This window comes from Ramlibacter aurantiacus, from assembly GCF_016722895.1.
GTDB classification, from domain to species: Bacteria; Pseudomonadota; Gammaproteobacteria; order Burkholderiales; family Burkholderiaceae_C; genus Ramlibacter; species Ramlibacter aurantiacus.
In genome coordinates this window covers 162,145-177,746 of sequence record NZ_JAEQNA010000007.1, presented here as the reverse complement: position 1 = coordinate 177,746, position 15,602 = coordinate 162,145, and the positions used below count along the sequence as shown (strand labels likewise).

General features: G+C 66.7%; 16 protein-coding genes. 14 read left to right on the top strand and 2 right to left on the bottom strand.

The genetic code is table 11. The annotated features are described in order from the left end of the window. The 3 genes from JI739_RS18010 to JI739_RS18000 all read left to right on the top strand — a co-directional run bounded on the left by JI739_RS18010 (position 1) and on the right by JI739_RS18000 (position 2,570). Positions 1–1,206, top strand: a complete 1,206-nt coding sequence (locus JI739_RS18010) for an acetyl-CoA C-acyltransferase (protein ID WP_201685320.1) — start codon at positions 1–3, stop codon at positions 1,204–1,206. Between the two features lie 15 nt (positions 1,207–1,221). Next, entirely contained in the window at positions 1,222–1,989 is a 768-nt protein-coding gene (locus JI739_RS18005; RefSeq protein WP_201685319.1) for an enoyl-CoA hydratase, read from the top strand. Between the two features lie 134 nt (positions 1,990–2,123). Further along, the gene (locus JI739_RS18000; RefSeq protein ID WP_201685318.1) at positions 2,124–2,570 is read left to right on the top strand and encodes a VOC family protein; all 447 of its coding nucleotides are present in this window, start codon (positions 2,124–2,126) and stop codon (positions 2,568–2,570) included. 25 nt (positions 2,571–2,595) lie between these two features. Here JI739_RS18000 and JI739_RS17995 read toward each other — a convergent pair whose 3' ends face one another. After that, positions 2,596–3,681 carry an AI-2E family transporter gene (locus JI739_RS17995; protein ID WP_201685317.1) on the bottom strand — a complete coding sequence of 362 codons (1,086 nt, stop codon included), beginning with the start codon at positions 3,679–3,681 and terminating at the stop codon, positions 2,596–2,598. 35 nt (positions 3,682–3,716) lie between these two features. Beyond that, complete coding sequence (locus tag JI739_RS17990) at positions 3,717–4,181, bottom strand: acyl-CoA thioesterase (RefSeq protein ID WP_236589837.1); 465 nt, start codon at positions 4,179–4,181, stop codon at positions 3,717–3,719. 44 nt (positions 4,182–4,225) lie between these two features. Here JI739_RS17990 and JI739_RS17985 point away from each other — a divergent pair, with 44 nt between their 5' ends. The 11 genes from JI739_RS17985 to htpX all read left to right on the top strand — a co-directional run bounded on the left by JI739_RS17985 (position 4,226) and on the right by htpX (position 15,582). Next, a complete protein-coding gene (locus tag JI739_RS17985) occupies positions 4,226–6,082 on the top strand; it encodes an ABCB family ABC transporter ATP-binding protein/permease (RefSeq protein WP_201685316.1) in 1,857 nt (618 codons plus the stop codon). Positions 6,083–6,310: 228 nt separating this feature from the next. Next, positions 6,311–7,246: a LysR substrate-binding domain-containing protein gene (locus tag JI739_RS17980; protein WP_201685315.1), complete on the top strand. Its 936-nt coding sequence runs from the start codon at positions 6,311–6,313 to the stop codon at positions 7,244–7,246. A 114-nt stretch (positions 7,247–7,360) separates the two neighbouring features. Beyond that, complete coding sequence (locus JI739_RS17975; RefSeq protein WP_201685314.1) at positions 7,361–8,776, top strand: aspartate ammonia-lyase; 1,416 nt, start codon at positions 7,361–7,363, stop codon at positions 8,774–8,776. A 174-nt stretch (positions 8,777–8,950) separates the two neighbouring features. Beyond that, the gene (locus JI739_RS17970) at positions 8,951–9,850 is read left to right on the top strand and encodes a transporter substrate-binding domain-containing protein (RefSeq protein WP_201685313.1); all 900 of its coding nucleotides are present in this window, start codon (positions 8,951–8,953) and stop codon (positions 9,848–9,850) included. Between the two features lie 89 nt (positions 9,851–9,939). Beyond that, the gene (locus tag JI739_RS17965; protein ID WP_201685312.1) at positions 9,940–10,659 is read left to right on the top strand and encodes an amino acid ABC transporter permease; all 720 of its coding nucleotides are present in this window, start codon (positions 9,940–9,942) and stop codon (positions 10,657–10,659) included. A gap of 1 nt (position 10,660) precedes the next feature. After that, positions 10,661–11,329 (top strand): amino acid ABC transporter permease, encoded by a 669-nt coding sequence (locus JI739_RS17960; RefSeq protein ID WP_201685311.1) that lies wholly within the window; start codon positions 10,661–10,663, stop codon positions 11,327–11,329. A gap of 21 nt (positions 11,330–11,350) precedes the next feature. After that, the gene (locus JI739_RS17955) at positions 11,351–12,088 is read left to right on the top strand and encodes an amino acid ABC transporter ATP-binding protein (RefSeq protein ID WP_201685310.1); all 738 of its coding nucleotides are present in this window, start codon (positions 11,351–11,353) and stop codon (positions 12,086–12,088) included. A gap of 87 nt (positions 12,089–12,175) precedes the next feature. Next, on the top strand, positions 12,176–12,799 hold the full coding sequence (locus JI739_RS17950; protein WP_201685309.1) for a hypothetical protein: 624 nt from the start codon (positions 12,176–12,178) through the stop codon (positions 12,797–12,799). 81 nt (positions 12,800–12,880) lie between these two features. Then, a complete protein-coding gene (gene pyrC / locus JI739_RS17945; protein ID WP_201685308.1) occupies positions 12,881–13,924 on the top strand; it encodes a dihydroorotase in 1,044 nt (347 codons plus the stop codon). Continuing rightward, positions 13,909–14,652, top strand: a complete 744-nt coding sequence (locus JI739_RS17940; protein WP_201685307.1) for a DUF3025 domain-containing protein — start codon at positions 13,909–13,911, stop codon at positions 14,650–14,652. Before pyrC ends, JI739_RS17940 begins: the two co-directional genes overlap by 16 nt. A gap of 63 nt (positions 14,653–14,715) precedes the next feature. Then, positions 14,716–15,582: a protease HtpX gene (gene htpX, locus JI739_RS17935; protein ID WP_201685306.1), complete on the top strand. Its 867-nt coding sequence runs from the start codon at positions 14,716–14,718 to the stop codon at positions 15,580–15,582. Positions 15,583–15,602 lie beyond the last annotated feature (20 nt).

Below are 15,602 nucleotides of genomic sequence, written 5' to 3'. Positions count from 1 at the left end.
ATGAAAACTATTCAAGACGCCTACGTCGTTGCCGCCACCCGCACGCCCATCGGGCGTTCCCACCGCGGCTATTTCCGCCACATGCGGCCCGACGATTTGCTGGCCACGGTGCTGCGCGCGGTGCTGGCGCAGGTGCCTTCGCTCGATCCGCAGGCGGTCGAGGACGTGGTCTGCGGCTGCGCCATCCCGGAGGCGCAGCAGGGGCTGAACATCGCGCGCATCGGCGCGGTGCTGGCCAAGCTGCCCAAGACCGTGGGCGGAATCACGGTCAACCGCTTCTGCGCGTCGGGCCTGTCGGCGGTCCAGATCGCCGCCGACCGCATCCGCGTGGGCGAGGCCGACGTGATGATCGCCGCCGGCGCCGAGAGCATGAGCATGGTGCCCATGATGGGCAACGCGCCTTCGCTGTCGCCGTCCATCTTCACCAACGTGGACGACATCGAGAGCTACGGCATCGCCTACGGCATGGGCCTGACCGCCGAGAAGGTGGCGCAGCGCTGGCGGGTCAGCCGCGAGGACCAGGACCGCTTCGCGTGGCAGTCTCACATGCGGGCGGTGGACGCGATGAAGGGCGGCGAGTTCGGCGACGAGATCACGCCGATCGAGGTGGCCGAGCGCTCGGTCGACCTGCCCTCATCCGAGGTGCGGGTGAGCACGCGCACCGTCGGACTCGACGAGGGAGCGCGCCCCGACACCACGCCCGAAGCCCTGGCGCGGCTCAAGCCCGCGTTCGCCGCGCGCGGCACGGTCACGGCCGGCAACAGCTCGCAAACCTCCGACGGCGCCGGCGCGCTGGTCCTGGCCAGCGAAGCGGCGCTGCGCCGCTTCGGACTCACGCCACTCGCCCGCTTCGCGAGCTACGCCAGCCGCGGCGTGCCCCCGCATGTGATGGGCATCGGGCCGGTCGAGGCCGTGCCGGTGGCCTTGCGCTTGGCGGGAATCGGGCTGCAAGACCTCGACTGGATCGAACTCAACGAAGCATTCGCCGCGCAGTCGCTGGCCGTCATCCGCGAGCTCGGCATGGACCCGGCCAAGGTCAACCCGCTCGGCGGAGCCATCGCGCTCGGCCACCCGCTGGGTGCCACCGGCGCCATGCGCGCCGCGACCGTGGTCCATGCGCTGCGGCGCAAGCAACTCCGGTGGGGCATGGTCACCATGTGCGTGGGCATGGGGCAGGGCGCAGCGGGTATCTTCGAGCGGGTCTGACCACCGGAGAGCACCTTGAGCGACGACATCCTCATCCATCGCGAGGCGGGCGTGACCACCCTCACGTTCAACCGCCCGGCCCGCAAGAATTCGATCACCGGCGCCATGTACCAGAGCCTGGCGCAAGCCCTGGAGGCGGCGCAGGCCGCGGACGACACCCGCGTGGTGGTGCTGCAGGGCCACGAGACCGTGTTCTCGGCCGGCAACGACATCGAGGACTTCATGCAGCGCCCGCCCACCGCTGCGGACGCGCCGGTGTTCCGCTTCCTCCAGGCCCTGGCGAACTTTCCCAAGCCGCTCCTGGCGGCCGTCTGCGGCCCGGCCGTTGGCATCGGCACCACCATGCTGTTGCACTGCGACCTGGTCTATGCCGGCGACAACGCGGCCTTTTCACTGCCCTTCGTCAACCTGGGGCTGGTGCCGGAGGCTGCGTCCAGCCTGCTGGTGCCGCAGCTGATGGGCCATCAGCGCGCGGCCGAGGCCCTGCTGCTGGGTGAGCCCTTCATGGCCGAGGCCGCGCTGGAGGTCGGCTTGGTCAACCGCGTGGTCCCACCCTCGGAGGCGAACGCCTTGGCTCAGGCCCAGGCGCGCAAGCTCGCGGCCAAGCCGTCGGTCCCGCTGCGCGAGACCAAGCGCCTGATGAAGCAGGCTCGGCAGGCCCTGGTGCTGCAACACATGCAGGACGAAGCTGCTATCTTTGCCCGGATGCTCACCGAGCCGGCCGCACGCGAAGCGTTCGGCGCTTTCATGGACAAGCGCAGGCCCGACTTTTCGAAGCTCTGATCGTCGCTTCGGGATGCGCTTGTCGCCGAGGGACCGAAGCGCCGCGTCAGGCCGCCGGCCCTCGTCCGCTCACCGCATCCAAGGAGACCCGTCGTGAATTTGCGTGGCGAACTGCCGCCCAGCCCGGAGCAGCCGTGAAGCGCCAGCTCTTCGTCAACCTGCCGATCCGGGACATGGCCCGCAGCCGGGTGTTCTTCGAGCGCCTGGGCTTCGAGTTCAATCCGCGCTTCTGCAATGAGCAGGGGGCCTGCATGGTGATCTCGGACGGCAGCTACGTCATGCTGCTGGTCGAGCGCTTTTTCCAGACCTTCACGCGCAAGCCCGTGGCCAATGCGCACGATTCGACCGAGGTGGTGGTGGCCCTGTCGTGCCGCAGCCGCAACGAAGTCGACCAGCTCGTCGCCAAGGCCGTGGCAGCGGGCGGCGCCGCGCTCAATCCGCCGCAGGACCATGGCTTCATGTACGGCCATGGCTTCACCGACCTGGACGGCCATGCCTGGGAGCTGGTCTACCTGGATGCCGATGCCCTGGAGCCCCCTGCGACGCAGGCGCCGCCACCCGGCGCGGCAGCGTCGGATTGAAGGCTTCGGCGCCCGGGGCCTGTCCCTAGTCGTCCAGGGCCGATTGCTGCTGCCGCATGGACGTGAGGAGATTCCAGGCCACCAGGAACATCGCGGCGATGACCGGTCCCATCACGAAGCCGTTGATGCCGAACATGGCCAGGCCGCCCAGGGTGGACACCAGCACCAGGTAGTCCGGCATGCGGGTGTCCTTGCCCACCAGGATCGGGCGCAGGAAGTTGTCCACCAGCCCGATCACCAGGGTGCCCCAGGCGATCAGCGCGATGGCCTGCCAGAACTGGCCGGCACTGAACATCCAGATCACCACCGGGCCCCAGACCAGGGCCGCCCCCACCGCCGGAATCAGCGAAGCCAGGGCCATCACCCCGCCCCACAGCAGCGGCCCGGGCAGCCCCAGCGCCCAGAAGGCCAGCCCACCCAAAGTGCCCTGCACCAGCGCGATCAGGAGGTTGCCCTTGACCGTGGCCCGCACCACGGTGGCGAACTGGGTCAGCAGCCGCTCGGCCTGGAGCTCTTTCAATGGAATGGCGACCGCGATCCGGCGCGAGAGCTTGTGCCCGTCGCGCAGCAGGAAGAACAGCACGTAGAGCATGACGAACAGACCGAGCGCGAAGTCGATCGTGTACTGGCCGATGCTCAACAGGCGTGTGGCGATGGCCTGGCCGCTGCTGGCCAGCAGCACCGCCAGCTGGTTCAGCAGGCCGGGCAGGTTGTCCAGCCCGAAGCGCTCGAGGATGTTGCGCAGCCACAGCGGCGAGGCGTCGAACACGCTGCTGACGAACTGGCCCAGCTCGAGCTGGCCGGCACGCACCTTCTGCACCACCACCGCAATCTCCTGCACGATGGCCACGGTGACCAGGATCAGCGGCAGGATGACGATCACCAGGATCAGCAGCAACGTGAGGAAAGCCCCCAGGTTGGGCCGGCCGCCGACCTGGGCGAGCACTCGCGCCTGCAGCGGCTGGAACACGATCGCGATGAACACGGCCCACAGCACGGCCCCGATGAAGGGCCAGATGACAAAGGCGAACGCCGCCGAAATGCCCACGACCAGCCACAGCAGGCTGCGATGTTCGAGCAGGGGCGGGCGCAGCGGATCGTTCGGGTGCATGGGGCAGCGCAGGACAGGACGGGCTGCCGAGGTTATCAGGCGCCGGCGGCCGGCGCTGGCGCTGGCGCTGGCGGCGCCGGCAGTGGGCGAGGCAGGCCGCGGTCGTCGATGGCCACGTAGGTCAGCGAGGCCTCGGTCACCCGGATGTAGCGACCCTGGCTGCCGAAGCGTTCGGCATACACCTCGACCTGCACCGTGACCGAGGTGCGGCCGATGCGGGTGACGCCGGCGTAGAAGGACAGGATGTCGCCCACGCGCACCGGGTGCTTGAAGATGAATTGGTTCACGGCCACCGTGGCCATGCGTCCCTGAGCCAGCCGGGCCGGGATGACCGAGCCGGCCAGGTCCACCTGCGCCATCACCCAGCCGCCGAAGATGTCGCCGTTGGCGTTGGTGTCGCCTGGCATCGGGATCACCTTCAGCACGAGTTCCTTGTCGGTCGGCAACGCCACCGGCTCGGCGCTGCCGCGACCCGCCGCCGCGCCTGGGTTCATGGACATGGGCACAATCTCCTGTCTCTGGACTGAGCCTTGGATTCTCCCCGATGCGCCGAAGCGGCGAACTCGCATCCCCATCCCCCCTGACTCCCGCGCCATCGCAGCCCGCGTCGCAGCGCCGTAGCGACTGGGGCACGCTGCGGCGCCTGCTGCCGTACCTGTGGCAATACCGCTGGCGCGTGTTCGCGGCCCTGCTGTTCATGGTGGTGGCCAAGCTGGCCAACGTGAGCGTGCCGCTGGTGCTCAAGGAACTGGTCGACGCCATGACGCCCTCGCGTGGGCAGCTGCCCACGGGCGGCGATGCGACAGCCGTGGCAATGGCCGTGGTGGCCGTGCCGGTCGCGCTGCTGGTCGGCTACGGCCTGCTGCGCCTGTCCACCTCCCTCTTCACCGAGCTGCGCGAACTGGTCTTCTCCAAGGCCACGCAGGGCGCGGCTCGCAGCATCGCGCTGCAAACCTTCCAGCACCTGCATTCGCTCAGCCTGCGCTTCCACCTGGAGCGCCAGACCGGCGGCATGACGCGCGACATCGAGCGGGGCGTCCGTGGGATCGAGTCGCTCATCTCGTACTCGCTTTACAGCGTGGTGCCGACGCTGATCGAAGTGGGCCTGGTGCTGGGCATCCTGGCGGTGAAGTTCGACATCTGGTTCGTCTGGATCACCGCCGCGGCCCTGGTGGTCTATGTGGGCTTCACGGTCAGCGTGACCGAGTGGCGCACCAAATTCCGGCGCGAAGCCAACGAGTTCGATTCGGCCGCCCACACCAAGGCCGTCGATTCGCTGCTGAACTACGAGACCGTCAAGTACTTCAACAATGAAGGATTCGAGGCACGTCGCTACGACCAGAGCCTGGAGTTGCTCCGGCGTTCGAGGCTGAAGTCGCAGACCACGCTCTCCATGCTCAACACGGGGCAGCAGCTGGTCATCGCCATCGCCCTGGTGGCCATGCTGTGGCGGGCTACGCAAGGGGTGGCGGAAGGCCGCATGACCTTGGGTGATCTGGTCATGATCAACGCGTTCATGATCCAGCTCTACATCCCGCTGAACTTCCTGGGCGTGTTGTACCGCGAGATCAAGCAGAGCCTGACCGACCTCGACAAGATGTTCACGCTGATGGAGCGCGAGCGCGAGGTGGCCGACAAGCCGGGCGCACAGCCCTTGACAGGGCAGGAGCACCCAGCGGTTCGGTTCGAGCATGTGACCTTCGGCTACGAGCCCGCCCGCGTCATCCTGCACGACCTGAGCTTCGAGGTGCCGGCGGGCAAGACGGTGGCGGTGGTGGGGCCGTCCGGATCGGGCAAGTCGACCCTCGCGCGCCTGCTGTTCCGGTTCTATGACGTGCAGCAGGGACGCATCACCATCGCCGGGCAGGACATCCGCGAGGTGACCCAGGCCAGCGTGCGCCGGTCGATCGGCATCGTGCCGCAGGACACCGTGCTGTTCAACGACACCATCGAATACAACATCGCCTACGGCCGCGCCGGCGCCAGCCGGGCCGAGGTGGAGGCCGCGGCCCGGGCGGCCCGCATCCACGACTTCATCGAGTCCACGCCCCGGGGCTACCAGACCATGGTCGGCGAGCGGGGACTGAAGCTGTCGGGTGGCGAAAAGCAGCGCGTGGCCATCGCGCGCACGCTGCTGAAGGATCCGCCCATCCTGATCTTCGACGAGGCCACCTCGGCGCTCGACTCGGCCAACGAGCGGGCGATCCAGGCGGAGCTGCGGAGCGCGGCACAGAACAAGACCGCACTCGTGATCGCCCACCGGTTGTCGACCGTGGTCGACGCGCATGAGATCCTGGTGATGGATGGCGGACGCATCATCGAGCGCGGCACCCATCTGCAACTCCTGGCGCGCGGTGGACGCTACGCCGCCATGTGGGCACTGCAGCAAAAAGAGAGTTGATCCGGTCCCCCCCGAAGCGGCCTTCGGCCGCCTCCCCCCAGGGGGCGCCACCGGCGGCCCGGCGAAGCCGCTTCCGCGGTGGCCCTGGAACGGGCAGCGCCTGCGGCGGTTGCCCTGGCGAGGCACGCACGCCGGCCACGCCGGTTCGCGGTGGGCCTTGAGGGGCTTGGCGCTTCGCGCTGGCCGCTGGTGCCGCTCGATGGCGTCTGCCTGTGAATAATCCCGGTCATGGAAACCAAGTGGCTGGAAGACTTCGTGAGCCTGGCGGAGACGCGCAGCTTCAGCCGATCGGCCCAACTGCGGCATGTGACCCAGCCGGCGTTTTCGCGTCGCATCCAGGCGCTGGAGGCCTGGGCGGGCACCGACCTGGTCGACCGCAGCGCCTATCCGACGCGCCTGACACCGGCCGGCGAGACCCTCCACGCCCAGGCGCTGGAGGTCTTGCAGGCGCTGCAGAGCACGCGGGCCATGCTGCGGGGGCATTCGGCGGCCGCGCACGACGTGATCGACTTCGCTGCGCCGCACACACTGGCATTCACCTTCTTTCCGGCCTGGATCGGCAGCCTGCGGGAGCGCTTCGGCCCCATCAAGAGCCGGCTCATCGCCCTGAATGTCCATGATGCGGTGCTGCGGCTGGTCGAAGGCGGCTGCGACCTGCTCATCGCCTACCACCACTCCGCGCAGCCGCTGCAGCTGGACCCCGATCGTTTCGAGATGGTGGTGCTCGGTCGGGAATCGGTGGCGCCCTACTCGCGCCCGGACGGCCACGGCCAGCCCTTGTTCCGCCTGCCCGGATCGCCCGCCCGGCCGCTGCCCTACCTGGCGTATGCGCCCGACGCCTACCTGGCGCGGATCACCGAGTTGATTCTCAAACAGTCCCCCACGCCCATCCACCTGGACCGGGTGTACGAAACCGACATGGCCGAGGGGCTCAAGGTGATGGCGCTCGAAGGCCATGGCGTGGCGTTCCTTCCGGCCAGCGCGGTGCGGCGCGAGCTGCGGGCGAAGCGCCTGGTGCCTGCGGCCACCGCCGACGAGCCTGGCGGCATGGAGGCCGTCATGGAGATCCGGGCCTACCGCGAACGGCCGGTGGGCCGCGAAGCGCCGAAGGGCGCTGCGCAGGCCTTGTGGGCGTACCTCCAGTCGCAAGCGCCGACCCAGTAGCGCTGGCGCCGGCGGCGTTCCATGCGTCCGTTGCATGCGCCTGCCGAAAATAGGCATTGGCAGTTCAGCGCGTGCGTGCCTACATTGCGTCATCCTCGTTACACGCCCCGACGCATGCCCGACTCCCAACGCATCGAACACGATTTCCTCGGTGAAAAGCAGATCCCGGGCCACGCCTACTGGGGGGTGCACACCGCGCGAGCGGTCGAGAACTTCCCGATCTCGGGGACTCCGATCTCGGCCATGCCTGACCTGATCCGCGCGTTCGGACACGTCAAGAAGGCCACCGCGCGCGCCAACCTGCAGCTGGGCGTGCTCGATGCCAAGCGGGCGCACGCCATCATGTGGGCCTGCGAGCAGCTGATCGGCGGCCGCTTCCACGAGCAGTTCATCGTCGACGTGATCCAGGGCGGCGCCGGTACCTCGACCAACATGAACGCCAACGAGGTGATCGCCAACCTGGCGCTGGAACGCCTCGGGTTCGAGAAGGGGCGCTACGACGTGCTTCATCCGAACGACCACGTCAATGCATCGCAGAGCACCAACGACGTGTACCCCACGGCGGTGCGCCTGGCGCTTTGGTCAGGCATCGACGGGCTGCTCGGATCCATGGCGATCCTGCGCGCGGGGTTCGAGGCCAAGGCCGAGGCCTTCCAGTCGGTCCTCAAGATCGGCCGCACCCAGCTGCAGGACGCGGTGCCCATGACGCTCGGCCAGGAGTTCTCCACCTACGCCGTGATGATGGAAGAAGACGAGGCCAGGCTGCGCGAGGCACGCGCCCTGATCCAGGAGATCAACCTCGGCGCCACGGCCATCGGCACCGGTATCAACGCGCCTGCCGGCTACGCCGACCTCGCGTGTGCCTTGCTGGCCGAAGGCAGCGGCATTCCCGTGGTGAAGTCCAAGAACCTGGTCGAGGCCACCCAGGACACGGGGGCCTTCGTGCAACTGTCGGGGGTCCTCAAGCGAGTCGCGACCAAGCTGTCCAAGACCTGCAACGACCTGCGGCTGCTCTCCAGCGGTCCGCAGGCGGGCTTCGGCGACATTCGCTTGCCGCCGCGCCAGGCGGGCTCGTCGATCATGCCCGGCAAGGTCAACCCGGTGATCCCGGAGGTGATGAACCAGGTCGCCTTCGAGGTGATCGGCAACGACATGACCGTGACCATGGCCTCGGAGGCGGGGCAGCTGCAGCTCAACGCCTTCGAACCCATCATGGGCTGGAGCCTCTTCAAGAGCATCACGCATCTGAGCAACGCGTGCCTCACCTTGCAGGCCAATTGCGTGGCCGGCATCGAACCCAACCGCGAACTGCTGGCACGACGCGTGCGTGAATCGGTCACGCTGGTGACTGCGCTCAATCCCATCATCGGCTACGAGAAGGCCGCGCTGATCGCCAAGACCGCAATCGCCAGCGGTGCGCCCATCGAAGATGTGGCCGAGTCCCTGGGCATCCTCACCCGCGAACAGATCGATGCGCTGCTGGTTCCTGAGCACCTCACGCAGCCGTTGCGGCTGCAAGCCGAGGGCTGAGGCTGGCTGGCTCAGGCACGGACCGTGCTTGTTCCCGGACGGATGCGGTCTTTTCGTTCAGGCTTTTGCAAGCAGCCTAGGGTTTGCGAGTACCCAGTCAAGGGTATTCCCGGAGGGGCTGATCCGTAGAATTTTGGTCTCACCACTTGTATCGTCATCAGTCAGGAGACACGAATGAAGAAGCAGCTATTGGCCATGGCCGTCCTCGCCGCCACCACCGGTGCGGCGTTCGCTCAGGCCAACGACACCCTGGCCAAGGTCAAGAACTCGGGCGTCATCACCATGGGCGTTCGCGACTCCTCCGGCGCGCTGTCGTACACCCTGGGTGACGGCAAGTACGCTGGCTACCACGTCGATGTGTGCCAGCGCGTGATCGACAACATCGAAAAGGCCGCCGGCCGCAAGCTGCAGGTCCGCTACCAGCTGGTCACCTCGCAGAACCGCATCCCGCTGGTGCAGAACGGCACCGTCGACATTGAATGCGGCTCCACCACCAACAACGCCACGCGCCAGAAGGACGTGTCCTTCCTGCTCACGACCTTCGTCGAGGAAGTGCGCATCGCAACCCGCGCCAACTCGGGCATCAATTCCATCAAGGACCTGGACGGCAAGACCGTGGCCACCACCACCGGCACCACGTCGGTGCAGCACCTGCGACGCCACGAGCGCGGGCAGAACGTGAACTTCAAGGAAATCTACGGCAAGGATCACGCCGACAGCTTCCTGCTGCTCGAGTCCGGCCGTGCCGACGCTTTCGTGATGGATGGCGCCATCCTCGCCGGCAACATCGCCAATTCCAAGAACCCTGGCGACTTCAAGATGGTGGGCGAGGTCCTGAGCGTCGAGCCCATCGCGATCATGGTTCGCAAGGACGACGCGGCCCTGAAGAAGATCGGCGACGACACCATCCGCGAGATGGCCAAGTCGGGTGAGCTGGCCAAGCTCTGGGACAAGTGGTTCATGCAACCCATCCCCCCGAAGAACACCAAGGTGGGCTACCCGGCTAGCGAGAGCACCAAGCAGGCTTGGGCCAACCCGAACGACAAGCCCATGGAAGATTACGCCAAGAAATAAGCAGGGCGTTCAACATGGCAGCAACCCCGCCACGGCACTGCTGAGGCGGGGTTTGCCATATCAAGACAGCGATTTCAGAGGAACAGAGCATGACGTGGGACTGGGCGGTCTTCCTCGGGGACGACGGCAGCGGGCGAACCTATCTCGAATGGTTGTTCGAGGCCTGGCAGTGGACGCTCGCCGTGGCCGGCGGTTCGTGGGTGGTGGCGGTCGTGGTCGGTGCCTTCGTGGGCACGCTCCGGACGCTGCCCAACAGCCCCTGGTTGGTCCGTGCGGGCAATGCCTGGGTCGAGCTGTTCCGCAACATTCCCATCCTGGTGCAGTTGTTCATCTGGTACTTCGTGGTGCCCAAGGTCTTCCCGCCCTTCAGGGAGGTGCCGGGATACCTGCTCGTGGTCTTCGCGCTGGGCTTCTTCACCTCGGCCCGGATCGCCGAGCAGGTGAGGGCGGGCATCCAGTCGCTGCCGCGCGGCCAGCGCAACGCCGGCATGGCGATGGGCTTCAGCACATGGCAAACCTACCGCTACGTGCTGCTGCCCATGGCGTTTCGCATCATCCTGCCGCCACTGACCAGCGAGTCCATGAACCTGCTGAAGAACTCGTCGGTCGCCTTCGCAGTGTCGATCCCCGAGCTGACCATGTACGCGATGCAGGTGCAGGAAGAAACTTCGCGCGGCATCGAGGTGTACCTGGTGGTGACAGCTGCTTATGCGGTGTCGGCTTTCGCGGTGAACCGCGTATTCGCGTACATCGAACGTCGAGTGCAGATCCCGGGCTTCATCGCGGCCGGCGGCGCGGGGGCACATTGAGATGGGCAACCTCGACCTGAGCTTCGTCAGCTGGGACATCTTCCGCAACTACGTCTTGAACGGGCTGGTGTTCAGCCTTCAGCTGACCGCCATCGCCACCTTGGGCGGCGTCTTCTTCGGCACCTTGCTGGCCTTGATGCGCCTGTCCGGCCGCAAGGCCCTGGTGGTGCCCGCCACCATCTACGTGAACGGCATGCGATCGGTGCCGCTGGTGATGGTGATCCTGTGGTTCTTCCTGCTGGTGCCGCTGCTCATCGGGCGGCCGGTAGGCGCCGAGTACTCGGCCATCATCACCTTCATCGCCTTCGAGGCAGCCTACTTCAGCGAAATCATGCGCGCCGGCATCCAGTCGATTCCACGCGGCCAGGTCTATGCGGGGCAGGCCCTGGGCATGAGCTACGGGCAGAACATGCGGCTGGTGATCCTGCCGCAGGCGTTCCGCAACATGTTGCCGGTGCTGCTCACGCAGACCATCATCCTGTTCCAGGACACCTCGCTCGTTTATGCCATCGGCGCGTATGACCTGCTCAAGGGCTTTTCCACCGCCGGCAAGATCTACGGCCGGCCCGAAGAGGCCTACCTGCTCGCGGCCGTGGCTTACTTCGTGATCTGCTATGTCCTGTCATGGTCGGTCAAGCGCCTGCAGGCGCGAATCGCCATCATTCGCTAGAAGTTGCCAGGAGCAACCCTCATGATCGAAATCAACAATGTGTCCAAGTGGTACGGCCCCGTGCAGGTGCTCAACGATTGTTCCGTGAGCATCAGCAAGGGCGACGTGGTGGTCGTCTGCGGTCCATCGGGCTCAGGCAAGTCGACTCTGATCAAGACCGTGAACGGCCTCGAGCCGGTGCAGAAGGGCACCATCACGGTCGATGGCGTGGTGGTCAACGATCCGCAGACCAATTTGCCCAAGCTGCGCAGCCGTGTGGGCATGGTGTTCCAGCACTTCGAGCTGTTCCCCCACCTCTCGGTCACCGAAAACCTCACCTTGGCACAGGTGAAGGTGCTTGGGCGAAGCGCCGATGAAGCGAAGACGCGCGGCCTGAAGATGCTCGATCGCGTGGGCCTGATGGCGCACAAGGACAAGTTTCCGGGCCAGCTCTCCGGTGGCCAGCAGCAGCGCGTGGCGATCGCCCGGGCCTTGTCGATGGACCCGGTGGTCATGCTGTTCGACGAGCCGACCTCGGCCCTCGACCCCGAGATGGTGGGCGAGGTGCTTGACGTGATGGTCGGCCTCGCGCGCGAAGGCATGACCATGATGGTGGTCACGCACGAGATGGGCTTCGCCCGCAAGGTGGCCAACCGCGTCATCTTCATCGACGTCGGCGGCCGCATCCTCGAGGACTGCACCAAGGACGAGTTCTTCGGCAACCCCGAGGCGCGCCAGGCCCGGACCAAGGACTTCCTCAACAAGATCCTGAGCCACTGATCGGCATGGCGACCGCTCTTCAGGGGCGCGAAAGAGTCGAGCCGCGATAGAAAACTAAAGTGTCGCTCCTTTGTTCAGGAGTGACTCATGTCTCGATTCAAGCTTCTCTCGTTGGTCTTCAGCGGCGCGGTTCTCGCGGCTTGCGGCGGTGGCGGTAGTGATAGCCCCGCCGTTGATAGCGGGTCCAGTGCAACTGCCGCTCCTCAGACCACCGCACCCGAAGCCAGTGCCCCGGCCACAACCGCGTCGAGCGATACCGCTGCGCCCACCGCCGAGAAACTTTTCGGTACGTGGGAGCAATGCGAGGTCGAGGGTGGCACCTCAAGCCGTCGGGCCTACTGGTTCGCCAATAACTCGGACAAGTTTGTGACCTTCGCTCTGCTCATAGAGAACTTTTCGAGCGGTGACTGCAGCGGCACGCGGGAGAGCTACTACAGCCATGAAGCTTTTGGTGTCTTGGAGGGCGACAAAAAAGCACAGGACGGTGCCAACGTCGCCAAGCTCCGTCGGACCAAGTTGATCAGCCGAACCGGTGGCCCGCGTGCCAATGGCACCTCAGAGGGGTGGACTATCGGCGGTAAGCCCATGATCGATCCAGACAAGATCATCCTCAGCATTTCCGAAGCCGGTCTGCGGGTCGGTGACCGAGGCAACGCCGACGCCGAAGGCTACTCAGACGAACTGCGCCCGGGCTTCTTCAAGAAGAAGTAATCACGCTCACGCGGCGATTGGCCTCCCAAGCCCCGCCCCGGCGGGGCTTTTTCATTACAGAGCGGGTGCGACAATTCCGCGATGTCCTCCGCTTTCGACACGCTCACGATCACCCGCCCGGACGACTGGCACCTGCATGTGCGCGACGGCGCCGCCATGGCCGCCGTGGTGCCGCACACGGCGGCGCAGTTCGCACGCGCGGTGATCATGCCCAACCTGAAGCCGCCGATCACCACCGCGGCGCAGGCCCTGGCCTACCGCGACCGCATCGTTGCCTGCCTGCCGGCCGGCTCCGATTTCCAGCCGCTGATGACGCTCTACCTGACCGACCGGCTGCCACCCGACGAGATCCGGCGGGCGCGGGAAGCCGGCGTCGCCGCCGTCAAGCTCTACCCGGCAGGCGCCACCACCAACAGCGACGCCGGCGTCACCGACATCCGCCACACCTACCCCACGCTGGAGGCCATGCAGCGCGAGGGCCTGCCACTGCTCGTGCACGGCGAAGTCACCTCGCCCGACATCGACCTGTTCGACCGCGAGGCGGTGTTCATCGACCAGCAACTCATTCCGCTGCGGCGGGAGTTCCCCGGCCTCAGGATCGTGATGGAACACATCACCACCCGCGAGGCCGCGCACTACATCCGCGATGCCGACGCGCTGACTGCCGCCACCATCACCGCGCACCACCTGCTGTTCAACCGCAACGCCATCTTCATGGGTGGCATCCGCCCGCACTACTACTGCCTGCCGGTGCTGAAGCGTGAAACCCATCGGGTGGCGCTGGTCGAGGCTGCAACCTCGGGAAGCGCGAAGTTCTTCCTGGGCACCGACAGCGCGCCGCATCCGGCGCACCTGAAGGAGCATGCGACCGGCTGCGCCGGCTGCTACACCGCGCACGCCGCGATCGAGCTGTACGCCCAAGCCTTCGACGCCGCGGGGGCCCTGGATCGGCTGGAAGCGTTCGCGAGCTTCCATGGCGCCGATTTCTACGGACTGCCGCGCAACTCGGGCACGCTCACCCTGCGCCGCCAGGACTGGACGGTGCCCGGGGCCTATGCGTTCGGCGAGGGTGCTGAACTCAAGCCTCTGTGCGCCGGCGAGACCCTGGCGTGGAAAGCGGACTGATCGACTGGTCCGCGCCCTGGTTCGATCCCTGGCGCGAGGCCGGGGAGCCCGTCGAAGCCCGCATCCAGGCCGGCACCAGCACCTGGCATGCGCTGAATATCCAGGCGGGCGACCGGCCGCCTGTGCGCTTCGTCCCCCAGGAGGAGATGCAAGGCGCCCCCTACGAGCGCTTCATCTTCGAGAGCGGCTGCTGCCCCACCCGCGAGGGCCTGCACGATTTCTTCAACGGGCTGGTGTGGCTGCGGCTGCCGCGCGCGAAGGCCCGGCTCAATGCCCTGCAGGCCGAGCAGATCGCCGCCCGGGGTATCGGACCGGCGCGCGGTCCGGTGCGCGACGCGATCACCCTCTTCGATGAGAACGGTGCGCTGCTGCAGGCGCCGCAGCCGCTTTGGGATGCGCTGCGGCAGCGTCAGTGGCACCGCCTGTTCATCGAGCTGCGGCCGCTCTGGGAGCAGGCCCGCCTGCAGGTCTTCGGCCACGCTTTGCTGGAGAAGCTGGTGTTGCCGCGCAAGGACCTCACGGCCCACGTGTGGTGCAGCGATGCTCCCTTGCGCGATCCGGCGGACACCGATGACTGGCTGCAGCAGCAGTTCACGCAGGCGAGCCTGGCCCGAAAGCCGTTCACGCCGCTGCCGGTGCTGGGTATTCCGGGCTGGTGGCCCGCGAACCGGCACTTTTCCTTTTACGATGACTCGGATGTGTTCAGGCCGGCGCGAAAGCCGGCTTGAAACCGCGGACCTGATCCCCAAGTTCGCGCCGACCCTTCCCTTCCGACGGAGCCTCTGACTCAAATGAAACGCATCTTCCTGTTCGTCGCCACCAACCTGGCCGTGGTGGTCGTGCTGGGAATCGTCGCCAGCCTGCTCGGCGTCAACCGCTATCTCACGGCCAACGGCCTCAACCTGAGTGCGCTGCTGGGCTTCGCGCTGATCATGGGTTTCGGCGGCGCCATCATCTCGCTGCTGTTGTCGAAGACGATCGCCAAGTGGAGCGCAGGGGTGCAGCTCATCGACCAGCCGCGCAATGCCGATGAGCAGTGGATCGTGGACACCGTGAAACGTTTCGCCGACAAGGCTGGCATCGGCATGCCCGAGGTCGGCATCTTCGAGGGGGAGCCCAATGCGTTCGCCACCGGCGCCTTCAAGAACAACGCGCTGGTGGCGGTGTCCACCGGCCTGCTGCAGGGCATGACGCGCGAGGAGGTGGAGGCGGTGATCGGCCACGAGGTGGCCCACATCGCCAACGGCGACATGGTCACCATGACGCTCATCCAGGGCGTGATGAACACCTTCGTGGTCTTCCTCTCGCGCGTGGTGGGTTACCTGGTCGACGGCTTTCTGCGCCGCGATTCCAACAGCTCGGGCCCCGGCATCGGTTACTTCGTCACCACCATCGTGCTGGACATCCTGCTGGGCTTCCTGGCGGCCATCATCGTGGCCTGGTTCTCGCGGCAGCGGGAATTCCGCGCGGACCGGGGCGCCGCCGACCTGATGGGTCGCAAGCAGCCCATGATCAACGCGCTGGCGCGGCTGGGCGGCATGGTCCCGGGCGAGCTGCCCAAGAGCATGCAATCGATGGGCATCACCTCGGGCGTGGGCAAGCTGTTCTCCACGCACCCGCCGATCGAGGAGCGCATCGCCGCGCTGCAGGGCGCCTGAAGCCCGCCAGGCCAGCCCGG

Excerpts from the sequence above, each read along its gene's own strand:
- JI739_RS18010 (WP_201685320.1), top strand. The coding sequence starts at position 1 with ATGAAAACTATTCAAGACGCCTACGTCGTTGCCGCCACCCGCACGCCC.
- JI739_RS17995 (WP_201685317.1), bottom strand. The coding sequence starts at position 3,681 with ATGCACCCGAACGATCCGCTGCGCCCGCCCCTGCTCGAACATCGCAGC.
- JI739_RS17990 (WP_236589837.1), bottom strand. The coding sequence starts at position 4,181 with ATGTCCATGAACCCAGGCGCGGCGGCGGGTCGCGGCAGCGCCGAGCCG.
- JI739_RS17985 (WP_201685316.1), top strand. The coding sequence starts at position 4,226 with ATGCGCCGAAGCGGCGAACTCGCATCCCCATCCCCCCTGACTCCCGCG.
- JI739_RS17980 (WP_201685315.1), top strand. The coding sequence starts at position 6,311 with ATGGAAACCAAGTGGCTGGAAGACTTCGTGAGCCTGGCGGAGACGCGC.
- JI739_RS17975 (WP_201685314.1), top strand. The coding sequence starts at position 7,361 with ATGCCCGACTCCCAACGCATCGAACACGATTTCCTCGGTGAAAAGCAG.
- JI739_RS17970 (WP_201685313.1), top strand. The coding sequence starts at position 8,951 with ATGAAGAAGCAGCTATTGGCCATGGCCGTCCTCGCCGCCACCACCGGT.
- JI739_RS17965 (WP_201685312.1), top strand. The coding sequence starts at position 9,940 with ATGACGTGGGACTGGGCGGTCTTCCTCGGGGACGACGGCAGCGGGCGA.
- JI739_RS17960 (WP_201685311.1), top strand. The coding sequence starts at position 10,661 with ATGGGCAACCTCGACCTGAGCTTCGTCAGCTGGGACATCTTCCGCAAC.
- JI739_RS17955 (WP_201685310.1), top strand. The coding sequence starts at position 11,351 with ATGATCGAAATCAACAATGTGTCCAAGTGGTACGGCCCCGTGCAGGTG.
- JI739_RS17950 (WP_201685309.1), top strand. The coding sequence starts at position 12,176 with ATGTCTCGATTCAAGCTTCTCTCGTTGGTCTTCAGCGGCGCGGTTCTC.
- pyrC (WP_201685308.1), top strand. The coding sequence starts at position 12,881 with ATGTCCTCCGCTTTCGACACGCTCACGATCACCCGCCCGGACGACTGG.
- htpX (WP_201685306.1), top strand. The coding sequence starts at position 14,716 with ATGAAACGCATCTTCCTGTTCGTCGCCACCAACCTGGCCGTGGTGGTC.